Here is a 19,437-nt window from a genome sequence, read left to right on the forward strand (position 1 = left end):
GGGCGTTCATATTCAACCTGGAAGTGTTCTAGGTTAACGACGAGCCTCTAATGCGTCTTCCAATGTGCGCAGACCAGTCTTGGGCGCTTGCACCAACACCGACATATTGCCCGGCTTATGTTCATTGCGCAGCATTTTCATATGCGCCGCGCGCAAGTCGTCCCATGCGAACACTTCGGACATGCACGGATCAAGTCGGCGTTCGACCATGAGGTTGTTTGCGGCACTTGCCTGTTTGAGGTGGGCAAAGTGACTGCCTTGCAGGCGTTTTTGATGCATCCACATATAGCGCACATCAAAGGTCAAGTTATAGCCCGTCGTGCCCGCGCAGATCACAACCATGCCGCCCTTCTTGCATACGAAGGTGGACACCGGGAATGTGGACTCGCCAGGATGTTCGAACACCATATCGACGTTCACGCCCTTGCCGGTGATGTCCCAGATGGCTTTGCCGAATTTACGCGCCTCTTTGAACCATTCGTCATATTCAGGCGTGCCGACGGTGGGCAGCTGCCCCCAACAGTTGAAATCCTTGCGGTTGATGACGCCCTTTGCGCCAAGCTCCATCACAAAATCACGCTTGGTTTCGTCCGAAATCACACCGATCGCATTTGCCCCGGCCGTGTTGATTAGCTGGATCGCATAAGACCCCAAGCCGCCTGATGCGCCCCAAACCAAAACGTTCTGCCCCGGCTTTAAGTCGTGTGGTTCGTGGCCAAACAACATACGATAAGCCGTCGCCAGCGTCAGCGTGTAGCACGCGCTTTCTTCCCAAGTCAGATGTTTGGGGCGGGGCATCAACTGCTGGGCCTGCACATTCGTGAACTGCGCAAACGATCCGTCCGGCGTTTCATACCCCCAGATGCGTTGGCTTTCGGAATACATTGGATCACCGCCATTGCAGTGCTCGTCATCGCCATCATCTTGGTTGCAGTGAATCACCACTTCGTCGCCGACGTTCCAGCGTTTAACCTTGTCACCCACGGCCCACACGATGCCGGATGCATCAGAACCCGCGATGTGAAACGGTTTGCCGTGCCCATCAAACGGACTGATGGGTGTGCCAAGCGACGCCCAAACACCATTATAGTTAATGCCCGCGGCCATCACCAAAACAAGTACTTCGTTGCTGTCGAGCGTCGGCACATCCACCACTTCTAGCTGCATCGCAGTTTCGGGTTCACCGTGACGCTCGCGTCTGATCGCCCATGCATACATCTGCTTAGGAACAAAGCCCATCGGTGGGATTTCCCCCAACTCGTACAGATCCTTTTCAGGTGCTTCATATGGAAAGATGGTCGTGTCGAGTGCCATGTCCGCCTCCGGTCAAAATATGTACCGCAGTGCAGAACCACAGCATCTGCTCGTTGAATATGACTCGTCACGAAATAATGCAATCAAAAATGATCTTGTATTGAAATTTTATTTCTTTGCGCGCGCAGCATTTTTTAACGGAGGACAATCAGGATAAAGCTCAGCGATCGAATTTGCGTAAAACTGCAACATCGCGCGTTCTTCCGGCGCTATGATCCAACCTGCACGCGTGTCTGTGATCATCCCACGTAGTTCCATGTCTTGGCAGGCCCGGACGACATCAGGCGCCGACCCCGGTTCATCTTTCCCACCAGATGGCCGTGCGTTCAGAACCTGTTTGATCAAATCCTCTTGGGTCATCGGCCCATCCGCCTTCAGTAGAACACGCGCGACCAATGGAACGTTCAAGACCGGCGTCACGTCATTGATGCGACTGCGCAACGTGTCAGCCAACGTATCGATGTTGATGTCACGGCCAAGACCCGCAAGCGACACCGGTTCTCCAAAGGCGACCGAAGCCACCCCAAACTTGCGATACCGCCGCCGGAGCCAGCTCCAAAGCAGGCGTACAATCGCCGCCATCACCACAGAAATGCGCGCACCGAAACGTCGATCACCGCGTTGATCCGCAGCGATAAGCACCCTGTCCTCCAACACTCGGTCGTAATTAATCGACACGGGCACAAAGACGATATCACGCCCATCAGGGTCAAAACCGTCGACGGCATAGGACAACAAGCCCATCTTTAGGTGCATCAATCGGCCCGTCACACTTAGCCCACCTTCTGGGAAAATGGCTTGGGTCACGCCCCCTTGAACCGCCATCTGCACATAGCGCGCCAGAACCTTGCGATAAAGCTGCCCACGCGATGTGCGCCGAATGAAATACGCCCCCATCGCCTTGATCAGTAAACTTAACGGCCAAACCCGCGCCCATTCCCCAACGGCATAACTTAACGCCGAGGCGCGCGCGGCCAGATAGGTCACCAGCATGTAATCCATATTGCTGCGATGGTTCATCACGAACATCACCGCCGCTTCAGGATCAATTTGTTTCAACGTCGCCTCGTTGTTCGGACTGGTGCGCACATCATAAAGCGCATTGGCCAACCAGCGCGCCACGCGCGTGCCAAAGCTGAAATAGGCAACCGCGGAAAAGCTGGGCACGGTTTCGCGCGCATAGCCTCGCGCTTTCTCAAAGGCGACGTTTTCCGGCACATCGTTTTCCCGAGCATGCGTGACGATCGCCTTGGTCACTTCGGGATCATAAATGATACGTTGAATCATGTCGTGCCGCCGCGCCAGTTTGAACGGTTCAATCGGGCGGGTCAGGCGTTTGTTCAGCTTTTTAACAGCGCGCTCAAGCCGGCGGCGAAAGAACCAGCGCACCGATGGGAACAAAAAATGCGACGCAAAGGTGACGGTCGCAAACAGCACCATCATCACAAAAAGCCACAGCGGAATTTCTACATTCGACGTCATCGTGCAAACCCTGTCAGGCGCATGCCTTGTGGTAAACAGAAAGTTGTGACTGGCCAAACCGGCCCGCCTAGAGTTCAGTTGCGCCATGTATGATGGCGACTCCTTTTATACTCTCACTTTGTGGGGGCGCATCGGATTATTGGCAGTGTCCGTTTTGTTCGCGCTGGCCGCGCTTGCATTAACGCGGGTGATGGTTTTGCGCAAACCCCTGCTGATCAAAGTGCCAATTTGGGCTTTTCTGTTCATTCTTTTCGTGTGGGCGTCGCCGCAAGGCTATTACACATACTATCGCATGATTTTTGACGGGCTGCCTGCGCAATCTGTGCTCGGCGCGCTGCCTCCGCCAGATCAAATCATCGCTTTGCTGACCTTTCAGCACCAAACCACCCTATCCGCGCACAGTGTCGGCATTTTGGGTTGGGCCATGCTGGTCGTCGCACTTTTGCCGCAGCGCCGCAAATGCCGCGACGCGGCGAATTGACAAAGCCATATTATTTCTTGTAACAAATCTATAGCGCAACTTTATTGCTTGATGGATTTACGAGGCCTCCATGACACCAAAAGACCGCCCCTGGCTAATCCGCACGTATGCCGGTCACTCCACGGCCTCGGCATCCAATGCTTTATACCGTGCCAACTTGGCCAAAGGGCAAACCGGCTTGTCCGTCGCTTTCGATCTGCCAACGCAAACTGGGTATGACAGTGATCACGTACTGGCACGCGGAGAAGTTGGCAAAGTTGGCGTACCTGTTTGCCACCTTGGTGACATGCGCGCACTGTTCGCGGATATTCCGCTGGATCAAATGAACACATCGATGACGATAAACGCCACGGCCCCTTGGTTGCTGGCGCTTTACATTGCCGTCGCCGAAGAACAGGGCGCGGATATCGCCACGTTGCAAGGCACTGTTCAAAACGACCTTATCAAAGAATACCTGAGCCGCGGAACCTACATCTGTCCGCCTGCGCCTAGCCTTAAAATGATCGCTGATGTGGCCGAGTATTGCTATACGCACGTGCCAAAATGGAATCCGATGAATGTGTGTTCCTATCATTTGCAAGAAGCAGGGGCGACGCCCGAACAAGAATTGGCATTTGCATTGGCAACGGCGACGGCCGTGCTTGACGCGTTAAAACCCCGCATTGCCCCCAAGGATTTTCCGGCTGTGGTTGGGCGCATATCTTTCTTTGTGAATGCCGGTATTCGGTTTGTCACTGAGATGTGTAAAATGCGCGCCTTTGTCGATCTTTGGGATGAAATCTGCGAAACCCGCTATGGAGTTACGGATCCGAAATACCGCCGTTTCCGGTACGGCGTGCAGGTCAATTCACTGGGCCTGACCGAACAACAACCCGAAAATAATGTGTATCGCATTCTGATCGAAATGCTTGCCGTTACGCTTTCGAAAAAGGCCCGCGCGCGCGCCGTGCAATTGCCGGCTTGGAACGAGGCGCTTGGGCTGCCTCGCCCTTGGGATCAGCAATGGTCAATGCGTATGCAGCAAATTATGGCGTTCGAAACAGACCTTTTGGAATTTGACGACCTGTTTGATGGCAACCCGGCCGTTGATGCGAAAGTCGAGGCTCTTAAAAATGGGGCGCGGCAGGAATTGGCACAGCTGGACGCGATGGGAGGCGCCATTGCTGCCATTGATTATATGAAGGCGCAATTGGTTACGTCCAATGCCGAAAGGTTGGGTCGCATTGAACGGGGCGAAACCGTGGTTGTCGGCGTGAATAAATATCAAGCCGGAGAACCCTCGCCATTGATGACCGGAGACGGCGGCATCATGGTCGTGGACCCCGCAGTCGAACAAGATCAAATTGATCGTCTAAATACATGGCGCAACGCACGTGCCTCGGGTGACGTCCAAACGGCGTTAACCAATTTACGCCGCGCCGCAGCCGCAGGTGAAAACATAATGCCTGCATCAATTGCCTGCGCGCGCTTTGGTGTGACAACCGGCGAATGGGCAGCGCAAATGCGCGCGGTCCACGGGGAATACCGCGGACCAACCGGCGTATCGGCATCCCAATCCAATATGACCGAAGGTTTGGATGAATTGCGCGATGCCGTGAACACCGTAAGTGACCAACTGGGGCGGCGGTTGAAGTTTCTGGTGGGCAAACCCGGGCTGGATGGGCATTCAAACGGCGCTGAACAGATTGCCGTGCGGGCACGTGATTGCGGCATGGACATCGCCTACGAAGGCATTCGCCTCACCCCCGAAGAAATCGTGCAAGCCGCGCAAAAAGACGCAGCGCACGTGGTAGGCCTTTCGATCTTATCGGGCAGCCATATTCCCTTGGTCGAAGATTTGATGCGAAGAATGCAATCTGAAAACCTTGGGCATATCCCTGTCATTGTGGGCGGCATCATTCCAGACGAAGACGCAGAACGTTTACGCGCAATGGGCATCGCACGCGTCTATACGCCCAAAGACTTCGAATTAAATACAATCATGCTCGACATCGTGACACTGGCAACCCCGCAGAACGTCGCCGCGCAATAGCTTTGCAATGGAAAAGTTCGATTAAGGGCAGCTCGACCTCAATAAAAGTGGAATAAATTGTTCCATTTTTCCACTTTTGGTCGAAGAAATCTCTTATGCCGAGCACCCGACCGCCGATGACACAAATCAGTGCAAAAACTCTATTGAAATTTTCCACGCATATGGAAAAGAGGCGATACCACTCAAAGAATTGGAGACCTTCAATGGCGATCAAACTCGATACCATGAACCGCAAAGAGCTCGAAGAGCTACGCGTGGACATTGATAAAGCGATCGTTGATTTGCACAAAAGAGAAAAACAAGAAGCACTGTTGGCAGCGCAAAAAGCGGCCGCAGAGTTTGGGTTTTCTTTAGACGAATTGACGTCGAAACGCGGCGCACGTGCTGGTGCAAAAGGCACCGTTGCAGAACCCAAGTACGTGAACCCTGAAAACGCGACACAAACTTGGACCGGAAAAGGACGTCAACCCAATTGGTTCAAATCCGCGGTTGCAGCGGGCACGTCAGCAGATGATTTGTTGATCTGAAACTAACGATACGAGGGCGTGTTCTATCGCCCTCGTAACACCCTGCCTTTTTACGGTAACATGGTCCGACTCGTACATAGATCGGAACAGACATGACCGTCCATATCGGCGCCAAACCCGGACAAATTGCCCCTACCGTGCTGATGCCCGGTGACCCCTATCGTGCCAAATGGGCCGCAGAGACATTTTTGGACAATGCCGAGTTGGTTAATGAGGTCCGAGGAATGCTGGGCTTTACCGGCACGTGGCGCGGGCATCCCGTGACGATCCAAGGTTCGGGCATGGGCATGCCGTCCCTATCCATCTACGCCAATGAATTGATCAGTGAATACGACGTCCAAACCTTGATCCGCATCGGATCTTGCGGCGGCATGCAACCGCATGTGGATATCCGCGACGTTATTATCGCAATGACCGCAAGTACGATCACCTCGCCATCATCCGGCATTTTCCGCGAGGTGAACTATGCCCCCTGCGCGGATTACGCGCTGTTGTCGGCAGCCGTTAAAGCGGCTGAAAACAAAGATGCTAAGACCCACGTGGGCGGCATCTATTCGTCGGATGTGTTCTATGCCGAACGTCCTGACTTGGACGAACAGATGGTGCGCCACGGGATACTCGCGGTCGAGATGGAGGCCGCCGAACTGTATACTTTGGCCGCGCGCCATGGACGGCGCGCCTTGGCAGTTTTGACCGTCAGTGATCATCTGCAAACAGGCGCTGCGTTGCCTTCCGAGGAACGCGAGCGCAGTTTTGGTGACATGGTCGAGATTGCGTTAGAAGCTGCATTTTCAAGCTAAAACCAGTGTCACAGCAGGTGTTCACACCGTGCAATTGCTGTAACAGCCGGTCACCGCATCAACGCCCGTGTGTCCCATCATAAGCGTTCGGCGCAGGGCTGCTCCACCCGTCAAGCGCACCAGCTGTTGGGGCAAAGACCTCGATCTTTAGCGGATGGCAGGCAGCCGTATCTGAGGAATGCTCGGAACTGCAATCGCCACCCGGACAAGCGCTGAGCGCACCAAGCAGATCGATCTCGGCAAACAGGTCAAGGTGATCCCCCGGCCGCACCGGCGATGCCTTCATGAAGTATTGCCCGGTGTCGCGCGTAAAGCCCGTGCACATGAAAACGTTCAGAACATCATGGACATAGGGTTCTGCTTCGGCCAGCGACAGACCTTGATGATCCGCAAGCGCGCGCGTGAGGTTTGAGTGGCAGCAGTGATGGTAATGCCCGCCTTGCAAAAGGTTGCCGGTATAAGGATCGCAGCGCGTGCCGATCACGTCATGGACCGAACCGCCATAAGGATCGATCCCATACCAGCCTAAACTATCATGGATCACGGTGGCCATCGGGCGCAAAGCTGGGAGACTGCTCCACATCCGTTCCCCGGTTGTAATGTGGGTGCCATGCAACGCGCGGGTCTTACCGGAATAAAAACGTTCGTTCAGATCGTGTGCGTTCCACAGATTAAGGTCGCCGACCTGTGGCCCATCAACGCTTGAGATACGAAAAATATGCCCTGCGGGCACTTCGAAACAGGCAGCTTCGCGCGGCGCGGCAAGGATTTCGCTGACTTTGGTCATGCCTTCGCGCGCAGCGGCGTAGCGATCCATATCCGGCGCAGGCAATGTGTTGGTAGGATAGCAGATCACCGGCTTAATTGCGCGCCGCGCCTCTGCGTCACTTGGCTTGGTCATGATCCGTCCCCTACTTGGTGTTGTCGGATCATACGTGCTGCTTTGGCAATTACCACACTCAGAACAGCACAAAAGGCCCCCGGTATCGGGGACCTTTTGCGATTTTTAATCGTTTATGCGTCAGCTTCGGTTGGGTCCAAAAGACCTTTGCGGAACACAAATCCGGCAGCAACGCCACCGATGACCGGTGCCACGATGAACAACCACAATTGCGCCAAAGCAGTCCCGCCAACAAACAATGCAGGGCCAACCGAACGCGCCGGGTTGACCGATACGCCCGTGACGTTGATGCCGACCAAGTGGATCACCACAAGTGTCAGACCAATCGCCAGCCCAGCCATCGCAGCTGGTGCGGTCGAACCGGTGGCCCCAAGGATCACAACAACAAAAAGGAAGGTCGCAACGACTTCAAAGATGAAGGCCGCAACCATTGCATATTCACCCAAGTAGCCTGTGCCCCAGCCATTTTGGCCCAAACCGTTACCGGCGACCGTATAGTCAGCCTTACCGCTTGCAATCAAAAGCAAAACCAAAGCACCGGAAACGCCGCCCGCGACTTGGGCGATCATGTAGGGAATCGCGTCTTTCATTTCCATCCGCCCTGCGGCAACGACACCCAAGGTGACAGCCGGGTTGATATGGCAGCCCGATACGGGGCCAATGCCATAGGCCATAGCAATAAGGGCAAGACCAAAGGCAAAGCTGATGCCTGTTAATCCGATATCCCCGCCTGCAAGTACGGCGGCGCCGCAACCAAACAAGACAAGGGTGAATGTGCCAATAAATTCAGCGAGTGGTTTTTTCATGATTATTCCTCGTTTTTGCCGCAGGATGCGACTTATTTAGGCACGTTAAGTAAAATTCCGGTGATTTCACGGGGAAAAACGATCATACGCACACCCCATAAAAAAAGCCCCGCAACTCGCGAGGCTTTTCATAGGTCGTGGTGTGCAGATCAAACGGTGCGTTCAACCATCATTTGTTTGATGTTCGCAATAGCAGCCGCCGGGTTCAAACCCTTAGGGCAGGTCTTGGCACAGTTCATGATTGTGTGGCAGCGATACAGTTTGAACGGATCTTCAAGGTCATCAAGACGCTCTCCTGTCGCCTCGTCGCGGCTGTCGATGATCCAACGATAGGCGTGCAACAACGCGGCTGGCCCAAGGTAGCGATCGCCGTTCCACCAATAGCTTGGGCATGATGTCGAACAGCACGCACACATTACGCATTCATACAGACCGTCCAGCTTTTCACGGTCATCAATGGACTGCCGCCATTCTTTAGCAGGGCGGTTCGTCTTGGTCTCCAACCACGGCATGACAGATGCGTGTTGAGCATAGAAGTGCGTCAGGTCGGGGATCAAATCTTTGACCACAGGCATGTGCGGCAAGGGGTAAATCTTGATGTCGCCATCGACCTCGTCAGTGCCATAAATGCATGCCAAGGTGTTGATCCCGTCAATGTTCATCGCACAGGATCCGCAAATCCCTTCACGACATGACCGGCGGAACGTCAGCGTCGGGTCAATCTCGTTTTTGATCTTGATCAGTGCATCAAGCATCATTGGTCCGCAGGTATCCATATCAACGAAATAGGTGTCGACTTGGGGGTTTTTGCCATCATCCGGGTTCCAGCGATAAATCTGGAACTTACGCACATTGGTGGCGCCTTCCGGTTTAGGCCATGTCTTGCCCGTTTGGATGCGGGAATTTTTCGGAAGTGTCAGTTGGACCATTTTGGGTCTCCTCTCACAGCGTAAAGGCGGCGCGGCCGGCCTGTATGATGCATGTTTGTGTTTCAGGGCGTTCGATCACGGTGCGCACAAGGGCGGCGGTCGTGTCGGTAACGCCAATGACGGCGTCGCGGGCGAATTGGCCGATTTCACCGGCCGACGAATTGTCGATCACGCAGTCCGTAAACGGAGTGACTGCTTGTGTGGGGATGGCGGGAAAGCGCGTATTGATGGCTTCGTTCACTGCCACTTTAGCGCTGCGTCGGGCTGCGTCGTCGACCACTTGGGTCGCTTGATCGCATGCAGTCAGCGCTACAAACGCGGTAAGCATTAAAGTACGGATCATGAGAGGGTCACCTGCGCGGTTGCTGTTTCAAGAAGTTTGGACAGCCGTTCTGCGTCCTTTGGAAATACGTCAGCGAGACGGAGCATAAAGTCCAGATCACGTGCCGCAGTCCACAGAACCAACTGGTATTCGAGGTCTGCTGCCATTTGCATGCTGCGTTCTGTCGTCGCGAGGTCTGCAACTTCGGCTTTGCGGCCCTGAAAGGAAGACCCGCCGCCATAGCGCTGCACTTGACCCAAGCCCAGATTTCGACCCGGCAATCCAATACGATCAAGGGCCGTGCGTCGATAGGTTTCATCACTGACCCAATCATCATAGCACAACGGCACCACATCCGTGTCACGCACACGCCCGAGCATTTGGTTATAGGTCCGCATGGCCTGCATCATCACGCGCATGCGTTCCAGCGGGCCATAGCCTGCGTTGCCTTGGATTTTGCGCAGCAAAGACGCCGACCAATGCAGAAAGCTTCGGTAAATAACGATGCACTGTTCGGGCGCGTCATAAAGCGGCTTTCGTTCTTTGGCTGGCATCGCGTCTTCATAGCTGACAACAGCGAATGGAGCGTTGCCAGCTTTCTGCAACTTGGCGCGGAGGTTCTTTGCTTCGACTTCCTTGCCGTTTTCAAACAAAGACAGCGCGCTTTTGCTTTTCATTGGATCGCGGCCGGGGCGGCAGTTGTTCAAGAACACCCCTGCCCCACCTTTCGCGTTGCGCATAATCCAGTCGATCAACGCGTGATTGCCCGAGCGTCGCATGCCATAGACCCGCAGCACCTGCCCGGGGGCAAATGCAATCTCAGTTGGGGTACGCAACGCTTGGGCCATGCGCGATTAATACACGCGCGCTTTAGGAGCGATCTTTTTCAGGTCAATCCCGCCATCATTGTGGCTGATCAAAGGCTGTGTATGCACACCGCGGAACCCTAGCGAAGCTTCGTCGCCCTTGAACCAGATCAGGCTGTGCTTGCGCCAGTTTTCATCGTCGCGATCAGGATAATCTTCGTGCGCGTGCGCGCCACGGCTTTCCTTGCGCGCTGCCGCGGCTGTGATTGTGGCCACAGCGTTGGGCATCAGGTTTGTCAGCTCTAGCGTTTCCATCAGATCAGAGTTCCAGACGAGCGATGTGTCAGATACTTTAAGGTCGGATTGTTTGGCCGACACTTCTTTCATCTTTTCTTCGCCTTCAGCCAGCGTCTTGTCGGTGCGGAACACGGCAGCGTCCTGCTGCATGGTCTGCTGCATCTCAAGGCGCAATTCTGCGGTCGGCACGTGGCCCTTCGCGTAGCGCAACCCATCAAAGCGCGAGAACGCCGCTTCGATCGAACGTGGGTTCGGTGTTGGTACCGGCGCGTTTGCGTCCACGACATCCTTGGCGCGGATGGCGGCTGCTCGGCCAAACACCACCAAATCGATCAGCGAATTCGAACCCAAACGGTTTGCACCGTGCACAGAGGCACAACCTGCCTCGCCCACAGCCATTAGACCCGGCGACACGTTGTCTGGGTTGTCTTTCGTCGGGGCCAAAACTTCGCCCCAATAGTTCGTCGGAATGCCGCCCATGTTATAGTGCACGGTGGGCAGAACCGGGATCGGTTCTTTGGTCAGGTCGACGCCTGCAAAGATGCGCGCGCTTTCGGTGATACCGGGCAGACGCAGATCCAACGTTTCTTTGGGCAAGTGGTTCAAGTGCAGATGGATGTGATCGTTTTTGTCACCCACACCGCGCCCTTCGCGGATTTCCATCGTCATACAACGGCTGACAACATCACGCGAAGCCAAGTCTTTGTAGGTCGGCGCATAACGTTCCATGAAACGCTCGCCTTCAGAGTTGGTGAGGTAACCGCCCTCGCCCCGCGCGCCTTCGGTAATCAAGGTGCCCGCACCATAGATGCCGGTTGGGTGGAATTGCACAAATTCCATATCCTGCAATGGCAAACCCGCACGCGCGGTCATGCCCGCGCCATCGCCGGTGCACGTGTGCGCCGAAGTCGCGCTGAAATACGCACGGCCATAACCGCCCGTCGCCAGAACAACCATTTTGGCGCTGAACAGGTGCATGGTGCCGTCATCAAGCTTCCAGCACAGTACGCCCTGACACACGCCGTCTTCGGACATGATCAGGTCGATGGCGAAATATTCGATGTAGAATTCCGCGTTATTTTTCAGTGACTGCCCATAAAGCGTGTGCAGGATCGCGTGGCCGGTGCGGTCCGCAGCGGCACAGGTGCGTTGCACGGGCGGGCCTTCGCCAAATTCAGTAGTGTGACCGCCAAAGGGACGCTGGTAAATCTTGCCCTCTTCGGTGCGTGAAAACGGCACGCCGTAATGCTCCAACTCGTAAACCGCCTTGGGCGCTTCACGGGCCAAATATTCCATGGCATCCGTATCACCCAGCCAATCCGAGCCTTTGACAGTGTCATACATGTGCCACTGCCAGTTGTCGGGGCCCATGTTGGACAGGGACGCCGCGATGCCGCCTTGGGCCGCGACCGTGTGGCTGCGCGTCGGGAAGACTTTCGTCACGCAAGCGGTGCGCAGACCTTGTTCGGCCATGCCAAGTGTGGCGCGCAGTCCGGCTCCGCCAGCTCCGACGACCACGACGTCATATTCATGCGTCTCGTAATCATATGCAGCCATTTCTAGGCCTCCTATTTCAAAGCGTCGTCGCTATGCGCGCTTGTGTCATGTCAAAGCGCGGCGCGCTTTGGGTGTTTACAGTGCCATCCGCGCAAGGGCGAACAAACCGACGGCAATCAACCCGTAGGCGAATGCGCTCGTGGCAATCAAAGTGAGCTTACCAGCCGTGCCGTGAACGTAGTCTTCGATTGCGGCATGGGCCTCGCGCATCAGATGCACGATGATCACGACCAAGGACACCGCAAGAATGATGGCTGGCCATGGGCGGCTAAGGTAGGCAACGACGTCTTCGTAAGTGCCGCCCAGCGCAGCATCAAAGACAAAGACAAACAGCGGCACAAGCGGCACAAGCAGAACCGAGCTGACCATCATTTGCCAATGATGGTGCGTCCCTTCGCGGCCAGAGCCAAGGCCCGCGACACGTTTGCGATCAGTCAAATAACGCATCTGTATTCTCCTTATACAAAAATGGCGACGAACAAAGTCAGCACAGTTGCCAACCCAAACATCCCAACAGCCATCTTTTCAGAAATCTCGACTTCTACGAAATAGCCAAAGTCCCAAAGCACGTGCCGCAAGCGGCCAAGCATGTGATAGAAAATGGCCCAGGTCGCAGCCAGCATGATCAGCTTGCCAAGCACACTGCGCAGCAGCCCATCAACAACAGCGAAAGCTTCGGGCGAACTGGCCGCCGCGACAAGCCACGCTACAACAAGCAACGCAGCCCCAAGGCAAGCGATCCCGGTGATCCGCACCATGATCGAAGAAATCGAAGTCATCTGCGGGCGATAGATTTGCAAGTGCGGCGAAAGTGGGCGATTGCCCCGATTGACGTCGGCCATGATGCGTCCTTTTTTATCTCTGCACTCTGTTTAACGGCTTTCACTAGAATGTCACGTGGCCCGCCATCACAATTGGCTCGGTTAATTGGCACATTTGTATGTTTTACAACACTTGTGATCACAGCATAAACACGTGTGATCACAATTAGCGTTATTTTAACCTTTGCGTCACTTGTCGCGTCGTTTCGCGCTGCAATTTGCGTTTGATCTGTTCGGGGTAATCCGCGAATCCGTTGGCTGTGACCACAAAAGCGCCGGGACCTGTGATAAGATTCTCGAAAAAATAACCAGTTAGGTCCGTCTTGTCCGTTTCGATCGCAATCGCATTGACTGTGATTTCAGCCGCCCGCAAACCTGCGTGTTGGGTTTTGGGTTCGATCCCTTCGTTGGAAATACCATCACCTGACACATCGATCACGTGGCGCACACAATAACTAACCGGCACAAATGCGGACCGCGCGACTTGCAACGCTTCCCCGATAGCTGTCGAGAAGTTGCGCCAGATGCGCGTGTCATTTTCGATTGTGTCAGCAAGTGCCAAAACATCAGCATGATCGTGCATCGACGTCCAAGCAACGGTCTGGCGTTGGCGTGACGACCCCGTCCATTGGATCAGCGCCACTTCGGCTTGTTGTTCAACAAGCGCATCCGCCACAATCCCGTCCCGCAGCGCCGTTGCCAGCCCGTCCATCTGAATACGGTATTCCTGCGGATCAACGGACCCCGAGACATCGACAGCCAATAAAAGCGCCAGTTCACAGGCAAAGACCGTGGTCGGGGCAACACAGGCGCAGGTTAGGATAGGCAATCGCAGCATACCAAGACCCTAACAGAGCATGCAGGATGTAAATGTGAAATTTTGGTGAGACCGCGCAAAATCAGGCCTTGATCGAAGATGGATTTGAACCTGAGATGTTTTCGACGCCATTCCGATTAAGGCGCCACGTTCTTTGGTTCGGTGACGTCGTCCAACGCTTCCGCGTCTTGATCGACAACGGTTTTTCCCGTCTTGGGCGTCATGCTACGTTCAAGATCACGCAGGACCTTACCGGCCTTTTTCAATCGTTCCGTATGCACAGGAAGGGCCACATCCTTTGCCCCACCGATAGGAACCATTGGATTTGAGGCAGCGACCAAAGCAACCCGGACACCAACAGATCGGGCACCGACACCTTGGATTGCCGCATTCGACAAGCCCATGCTGCGCGCCGCGCCCGCAAATTTAGCAGCAGACCCCGACTTGGCATAAATGCCACTCCACAGCGCCTTAGAGACCGACCCGTTGACCGCCCCCACTGCGGGCGTCGGCAATCCGGGCAGCAGCGGCGCAACTCCGGCGGCGCTTAAAAATTGCAGAAACCCACGGCGATTGAAATTTGGCATAGTAGACCCTCAGTACACTCACACGATTTAGAAACACTCGTTAACCTTGAACATAATGTAGTGGCGGATTGGCCGAATTTTAAGCCCCTCAAAATTGATGGCCGCCCTAAGACCTACTGCAGATTGCAGTTTCATTCGCTTGGTATGGCTTGACCGAAGCGGTTTCGAGTAGGTCAAACCATGAGATTTACCCCACCTTTTGGTTCGCGAATGCAAATTGCGCCTTGAAATCAAGAGCGCTCTAAACGACGCTTTGTCATCAACTGGAACGACACGAAAACGATTATGCCGGGACGCAACCCAGCGCACGAACGCCCCAAAGAGGGCTTGGCACAGATGTTAAAGCCACCAAGCTTGATCTGTTCCATCCAACCAACGGAGAAGATGTATGAAAAAAGTTCTAACAGCAGTGTCCCTCGTGGCCCTGTGTGCAACTGCGGCCTCTGCCGAGGTCAAAGTCGGCATGATCACGACGTTATCGGGCGGCGGTGCAGGTTTGGGCATTGATGTGCGCGACGGCTTTATGCTGGCGATTGCACAATCGGGGCGCACAGACATCGACGTTGTCATCGAAGACGATCAACGCAAACCAGACATCGCAGTTCAATTGTCCGACCGCATGATCCAATCCGAACGCGTGGACGTCATGACCGGCATCATCTGGTCCAACCTTGCCATGGCTGTCGTGCCGTCCGCTGTGAACCAAGACGTCGTTTACCTTTCACCGAATGCCGGACCATCGGCTTTGGCGGGCCAAGGCTGTCACGAAAATTATTTCAATGTCGCATGGCAAAATGACAACCTGCACGAAGCGGCAGGTGCCTATGCCAATACAGCAGACTACGCCAACAGCTTTATCATGGCGCCAAATTACCCCGCCGGTCAGGATGCGTTGACGGGTTACAAGCGCATGTATGAAGGTGAATTGGCGGGCGAAGTCTTCACCCAACTTGGTCAAACCGATTACGCCGCTGAAATCGCTCAAATCCGTGCAAGCGGCGCGGACAGTGTGTTTTTCTTCTTGCCCGGCGGCATGGGGATTTCGTTTCTCAAGCAATACGCCAACAGCGGTGTGGACATTCCCGTCGTTGGGCCAGCCTTCAGCTTTGATCAAGGGATTTTGCAGGCGGTCGGTGATGCGGCCCTTAATGTTGTGAACACCAGCCAATGGAACAAAGACATCGACAACGCGACGAACGCCGCGTTCGTGGATAGCTTTCAGGCCGAATACGGGCGTCTTCCGTCGCTTTATGCCAGTCAGGGTTTTGACACAGCGAACCTGTTGATTTCGGCCCTAGACAAAGCCGATCCATCGGACCAAGACGCGTTCCGCGACGCGTTGCGCGCTGCGGATTTTGATAGCACACGCGGCGATTTCGCCTTTGGACCGAACCAACATCCGATCCAGACGATCTATGCGCGTGAAGTGGTCAAGGAAGGCGACGTTTATACCAACAAAATCATCGGTGTCGCCCTAGAAAACCACTCGGACGCTTATGCATCGCAATGTAAGATGTAATGAACATACGGCGCGCGCTGACTTCAGTGCGCGTCGCTCTAAGGGGTCTCCATGTCTTTTGTCCTTATCGCCGAGCAGATCCTGAATGGGCTGCAATCTGGCGTCATGCTGTTTTTGATGGCCGCTGGATTGACCTTGGTCTTTGGCGTTATGGGGCTGATCAATCTGGCCCATGGGTCTCTTTATATGATCGGTGCCTTTGCCGCTGCCGCCGTTGCGGGGATGACCGGCTCGTTTTTTCTGGGTCTTGTTGCGGCCCTAACCGCAGGCGCGATTGCCGGGGTCATTATAGAAACGGTCGTGATCCGAAGGCTGTACAAAGCCGCACACCTTGATCAGGTGCTGGCCACCTTTGCTCTTATATTGATCTTTTCCGAAGGCACCCGCTGGGTTTTTGGGTCGTTCCCACTGTTTCTGGATATTCCCGATGCCTTATCCGGTCCCGTCACTTTGCCCGGCGGCATCCAATATCCGCTGTATCGCCTGACTTTGATTGCTATCGGCTTGGCCGTCGCGGTTGGGCTTTGGGCGCTTATTGAACGCACACGGGTCGGTATCCAAATCCGCGCGGGCGAAAATGATCGCGAAATGATCGGTGCTTTGGGTGTTGATATCTCAAAACTGTATACGTTGATCTTTGCGCTTGGTGCTGCGTTGGCCGGGCTGGCGGGGGCCTTGGTGGGAGCCATCCAATCCGTTCAAGTCGGAATGGGCGAACCCGTGCTGATCCTTGCCTTTGTTGTCATTGTGATCGGCGGCATCGGTTCCATCCGAGGCGCGTTTATCGGCGCCTTGCTGGTTGGCTTGACCGACACTTTGGGCGGCGTGTTTTTACCTGAACTGTTGAAACTGTTTATGGAAACCGGGGCCGCGCAGAAAAGCGGGGCCGCATTTGCGTCAATGAGCATCTATGTGTTGATGGGCCTGGTGCTGATCTGGCGACCCACCGGCCTGTTCGGAGCCCGCTCATGAGGTTGAAAGAACCGCACATCAATGCGCTGGTCCTATTTGGTTTACTGGCCATTCCGCTGTTTGCGCTGGTGACGGATGAACCGTTTACAATCACCCTTGTGACGCGGGCCGTCATCCTTGCGCTGGCGGCAGTTGGGTTGAACATCATCCTTGGCATTGGCGGGCTGGTCAGCTTTGGGCACGCGTTGTTCTTTGGCATTGGCGGCTATGCGATGGGCATTCTGGCGCACCATGCGCAAACCTACACGGCCCTTGATCTGGGCTTTTTCAGCACAAGTGGCACAAAGTTCATGCCTATCATTTGGGTTGTCGCGATGCTGGTGTCGGCTGGTGTTGCCTATGTCATTGGCCTACTGACACTGCGCACATCAGGCGTCTATTTTATTATGATCACCCTCGCCTTTGCGCAGATGTTTTATTACTTCGCGATCTCTTGGCCGCAATATGGCGGCGAAGACGGGTTGTCGATTTATGTGCGCAACGACTTTCCCGGTTTGAACACACTGGTACCGATCCAATTCTTTGGCATCTGTTTTGTGATCCTGTGCATCGTGCTGTTTTTGAACGCGCGCTTGCAGGCCTCCCCTTTTGGCCTTGCGTTGAATGCGACCCGTCAAACGCCTACGCGTGTGGAAGCAGTGGGTCTGAATCCAATGAAACTAAAGCTGTTGGCATTCGTAATCTCTGGGGCAATCACAGGGTTGGCGGGCGCTCTTTTTGCCGACCTAAACCGCTTTGTTTCACCCACAATGTTCAACTGGCATTTGTCGGGCGAATTGATTGTCTTGATCGTCATCGGCGGAGTTGGCCGATTGATGGGGCCCGTCATTGGGGCCTGTGTGTTCGTCGCACTTGAGTACTTTTTAGGGGGACTGACAGAGTTTTGGCACATCTACCTCGGCTTGATCTTGCTCTGCATCGTCCTGTTCGGCCGGGGCGGCATTCTGGGGCTTCTGACCGGAAAGGAAGGGGCGCATGTCTGACACAGTGCTTTCCACTCACGGATTAAGAAAGAGCTTTGGCGCGTTGAAGGCCACGGACGACGTTTCGATTAATCTGCGCGCCGGTGAAATCCACGCCATTATCGGCCCCAACGGGGCTGGCAAGTCTACGTTGATCAAACAAATTTGCGGCAGTTTGAAACCCGATGCTGGCAGTGTTTCACTACTTGGCCGCGATGTCTCGGGCCTTGGAACAAGCGCGCGGGCGCGGGCTGGTCTAGGCCGTACGTTTCAAATTTCCGAACTCGCAATGGAAGACAGTGTTTTAGAGAATACTGTGCTGGGCGCGATTGGTGCAGATGCGGGCCCATGGAAGTTTTGGAAAAGCGCGTTGAAGACGCGGGAATTGACGGAACGTGCCGATGCCGCGCTGGCCCGTGTCGGGTTGCTCAATCAACGAAACATGACCGTGGCCAATCTTAGCCATGGCCAACGCCGCCAGCTTGAGGTGGCGATTTCCCTGACCCTATCGCCCAAAGCCTTTATCATGGACGAACCTATGGCCGGGCTTGGGGCTGAAGGATCAAAAACGTTGACACGGTTTTTGGACGGATTGCGAACCGAGGCCCCAATTCTTTTAGTTGAACATGACATGGACGCAGTGTTTGCCTTGGCCGACCGGATCAGCGTGCTTGTTTACGGCAAGGTCATTGCCGCGGGCTCTGCGGACGAGATTCGGAGCAGCCCTGCCGTGCGAAACGCTTATCTCGGAGAAAGCGCGTGACTCTTTTGTCCGTAAGCGGATTGGAAGCGAGCTATGGCAGTTCAAAGGCGCTGTTTGGCGTCGACCTGACCATGTCCGAGGGCGAAGTCACCGCCCTGATGGGCCGAAACGGAATGGGCAAATCAACGACCGTGAAAGCGATCTGTCGTTTGATAAAATCAACTGGCACGCTTCGAGTGTTTGGCCAAGACGTGCATCGCTTGCCCAGTCACAAAGTGGCCCGCCTTGGCGTCGGGCTTGTCCCCGAGGGACGTCGATGTTTCGCAAGTTTAACAGTCCGCGAAAACCTGATTGCCGCAGCCCGCCCCGGGGATTGGACGATGGCAAAGGTGTCCGCACTGTTCCCAAGGTTGGGTGAACGCGCGCATCAACGCGCGGCCTCGCTTTCTGGCGGAGAACAGCAAATGCTGGCAATCGGGCGCGCGTTGATGACCAACCCACGCCTGTTGATCTTGGACGAAGCGACCGAGGGCCTTGCCCCCATCATCCGCCAAGAAATCTGGGCCGCTATTGGCCGCGTCAAACACGAAACCGGAATGGCGATCCTTTTGATCGACAAATCCCTAAAAGAGCTTTCAGCCGTTTCAGACAAAGCCGTCATTCTAGAGCGTGGGGCAACGGTTTGGTCCGGGGGCATGAACGCGCTGCCTTTAGACATTCAGGAAAAGTACCTTGGCGTTTGATACGATGCCAGCCACGTCGCGCCGCAGCCCAAGGTGTCTCGGGAAACCCGGTCTTGCAG

The 19,437-nt window shown here is 54.9% G+C and carries 21 protein-coding genes; 9 read left to right on the forward strand and 12 right to left on the reverse strand.

Annotated features, from left to right (window positions below; genetic code table 11):
- Positions 1-33: 33 nt before the first annotated feature.
- Together ccrA and ABJF76_RS13440 are read right to left on the reverse strand one after the other, a co-directional pair.
- Positions 34-1,314 (reverse strand): crotonyl-CoA carboxylase/reductase, encoded by a 1,281-nt coding sequence (gene ccrA / locus ABJF76_RS13435; protein ID WP_413819609.1) that lies wholly within the window; start codon positions 1,312-1,314, stop codon positions 34-36.
- 108 nt (positions 1,315-1,422) lie between these two features.
- On the reverse strand, positions 1,423-2,796 hold the full coding sequence (locus tag ABJF76_RS13440; RefSeq protein ID WP_413819608.1) for a 1-acyl-sn-glycerol-3-phosphate acyltransferase: 1,374 nt from the start codon (positions 2,794-2,796) through the stop codon (positions 1,423-1,425).
- A 145-nt stretch (positions 2,797-2,941) separates the two neighbouring features.
- Here ABJF76_RS13440 and ABJF76_RS13445 point away from each other — a divergent pair, with 145 nt between their 5' ends.
- The 4 genes from ABJF76_RS13445 (at position 2,942) to deoD (ending at position 6,636) form a co-directional block, all read left to right on the forward strand.
- Positions 2,942-3,277: a hypothetical protein gene (locus tag ABJF76_RS13445; protein WP_413819607.1), complete on the forward strand. Its 336-nt coding sequence runs from the start codon at positions 2,942-2,944 to the stop codon at positions 3,275-3,277.
- Between the two features lie 70 nt (positions 3,278-3,347).
- Positions 3,348-5,309 (forward strand): methylmalonyl-CoA mutase family protein, encoded by a 1,962-nt coding sequence (locus ABJF76_RS13450; RefSeq protein WP_413819606.1) that lies wholly within the window; start codon positions 3,348-3,350, stop codon positions 5,307-5,309.
- A gap of 203 nt (positions 5,310-5,512) precedes the next feature.
- The gene (locus ABJF76_RS13455; RefSeq protein WP_413819605.1) at positions 5,513-5,836 is read left to right on the forward strand and encodes an H-NS family nucleoid-associated regulatory protein; all 324 of its coding nucleotides are present in this window, start codon (positions 5,513-5,515) and stop codon (positions 5,834-5,836) included.
- Positions 5,837-5,928: 92 nt separating this feature from the next.
- Positions 5,929-6,636: a purine-nucleoside phosphorylase gene (gene deoD, locus ABJF76_RS13460; protein WP_413819604.1), complete on the forward strand. Its 708-nt coding sequence runs from the start codon at positions 5,929-5,931 to the stop codon at positions 6,634-6,636.
- Between the two features lie 58 nt (positions 6,637-6,694).
- On the opposite strand, the gene ABJF76_RS13465 is transcribed toward deoD, so the two are convergent.
- The 10 genes from ABJF76_RS13465 to ABJF76_RS13510 form a co-directional block, all read right to left on the reverse strand.
- The gene (locus tag ABJF76_RS13465; RefSeq protein WP_413819603.1) at positions 6,695-7,537 is read right to left on the reverse strand and encodes an urea carboxylase-associated family protein; all 843 of its coding nucleotides are present in this window, start codon (positions 7,535-7,537) and stop codon (positions 6,695-6,697) included.
- Positions 7,538-7,650: 113 nt separating this feature from the next.
- The gene (aqpZ, locus tag ABJF76_RS13470) at positions 7,651-8,343 is read right to left on the reverse strand and encodes an aquaporin Z (RefSeq protein ID WP_413819602.1); all 693 of its coding nucleotides are present in this window, start codon (positions 8,341-8,343) and stop codon (positions 7,651-7,653) included.
- Positions 8,344-8,492: 149 nt separating this feature from the next.
- Positions 8,493-9,272, reverse strand: coding sequence for a succinate dehydrogenase iron-sulfur subunit (locus ABJF76_RS13475; protein ID WP_413819601.1), 780 nt, complete (start codon positions 9,270-9,272; stop codon positions 8,493-8,495).
- 13 nt (positions 9,273-9,285) lie between these two features.
- Positions 9,286-9,615 (reverse strand): hypothetical protein, encoded by a 330-nt coding sequence (locus ABJF76_RS13480; protein WP_413819600.1) that lies wholly within the window; start codon positions 9,613-9,615, stop codon positions 9,286-9,288.
- On the reverse strand, positions 9,612-10,430 hold the full coding sequence (locus tag ABJF76_RS13485; RefSeq protein WP_413819599.1) for a hypothetical protein: 819 nt from the start codon (positions 10,428-10,430) through the stop codon (positions 9,612-9,614). Before ABJF76_RS13485 ends, ABJF76_RS13480 begins: the two co-directional genes overlap by 4 nt.
- Before the next feature lie 18 nt (positions 10,431-10,448).
- The gene (gene sdhA, locus ABJF76_RS13490) at positions 10,449-12,254 is read right to left on the reverse strand and encodes a succinate dehydrogenase flavoprotein subunit (RefSeq protein ID WP_413819598.1); all 1,806 of its coding nucleotides are present in this window, start codon (positions 12,252-12,254) and stop codon (positions 10,449-10,451) included.
- A 75-nt stretch (positions 12,255-12,329) separates the two neighbouring features.
- Positions 12,330-12,701 carry a succinate dehydrogenase, hydrophobic membrane anchor protein gene (gene sdhD / locus ABJF76_RS13495; protein WP_413819597.1) on the reverse strand — a complete coding sequence of 124 codons (372 nt, stop codon included), beginning with the start codon at positions 12,699-12,701 and terminating at the stop codon, positions 12,330-12,332.
- A gap of 11 nt (positions 12,702-12,712) precedes the next feature.
- Positions 12,713-13,096 carry a succinate dehydrogenase, cytochrome b556 subunit gene (sdhC, locus tag ABJF76_RS13500; RefSeq protein WP_413819596.1) on the reverse strand — a complete coding sequence of 128 codons (384 nt, stop codon included), beginning with the start codon at positions 13,094-13,096 and terminating at the stop codon, positions 12,713-12,715.
- A 151-nt stretch (positions 13,097-13,247) separates the two neighbouring features.
- Complete coding sequence (locus tag ABJF76_RS13505) at positions 13,248-13,913, reverse strand: DUF1194 domain-containing protein (RefSeq protein WP_413819595.1); 666 nt, start codon at positions 13,911-13,913, stop codon at positions 13,248-13,250.
- Between the two features lie 116 nt (positions 13,914-14,029).
- The gene (locus ABJF76_RS13510; protein ID WP_413819594.1) at positions 14,030-14,479 is read right to left on the reverse strand and encodes a hypothetical protein; all 450 of its coding nucleotides are present in this window, start codon (positions 14,477-14,479) and stop codon (positions 14,030-14,032) included.
- Positions 14,480-14,867: 388 nt separating this feature from the next.
- Between ABJF76_RS13510 and ABJF76_RS13515 the strand changes: the two genes are divergently transcribed.
- From ABJF76_RS13515 to ABJF76_RS13535, 5 genes are read left to right on the forward strand one after another with little or no spacing between them, the layout of a single operon-like run.
- Positions 14,868-15,998, forward strand: coding sequence for an ABC transporter substrate-binding protein (locus ABJF76_RS13515; protein ID WP_413819593.1), 1,131 nt, complete (start codon positions 14,868-14,870; stop codon positions 15,996-15,998).
- 51 nt (positions 15,999-16,049) lie between these two features.
- The gene (locus ABJF76_RS13520) at positions 16,050-16,970 is read left to right on the forward strand and encodes a branched-chain amino acid ABC transporter permease (RefSeq protein WP_413819592.1); all 921 of its coding nucleotides are present in this window, start codon (positions 16,050-16,052) and stop codon (positions 16,968-16,970) included.
- The gene (locus ABJF76_RS13525; RefSeq protein ID WP_413819591.1) at positions 16,967-17,953 is read left to right on the forward strand and encodes a branched-chain amino acid ABC transporter permease; all 987 of its coding nucleotides are present in this window, start codon (positions 16,967-16,969) and stop codon (positions 17,951-17,953) included. The genes ABJF76_RS13520 and ABJF76_RS13525 overlap by 4 nt, the downstream gene beginning before the upstream one ends.
- Complete coding sequence (locus ABJF76_RS13530; protein ID WP_413819590.1) at positions 17,946-18,695, forward strand: ABC transporter ATP-binding protein; 750 nt, start codon at positions 17,946-17,948, stop codon at positions 18,693-18,695. The genes ABJF76_RS13525 and ABJF76_RS13530 overlap by 8 nt, the downstream gene beginning before the upstream one ends.
- A complete protein-coding gene (locus tag ABJF76_RS13535; RefSeq protein ID WP_413819589.1) occupies positions 18,692-19,378 on the forward strand; it encodes an ABC transporter ATP-binding protein in 687 nt (228 codons plus the stop codon). The genes ABJF76_RS13530 and ABJF76_RS13535 overlap by 4 nt, the downstream gene beginning before the upstream one ends.
- Positions 19,379-19,437 lie beyond the last annotated feature (59 nt).

It is taken from the genome of Tateyamaria sp. (assembly GCF_039940735.1).
In the GTDB taxonomy this organism is placed as follows: domain Bacteria; phylum Pseudomonadota; class Alphaproteobacteria; order Rhodobacterales; family Rhodobacteraceae; genus Tateyamaria.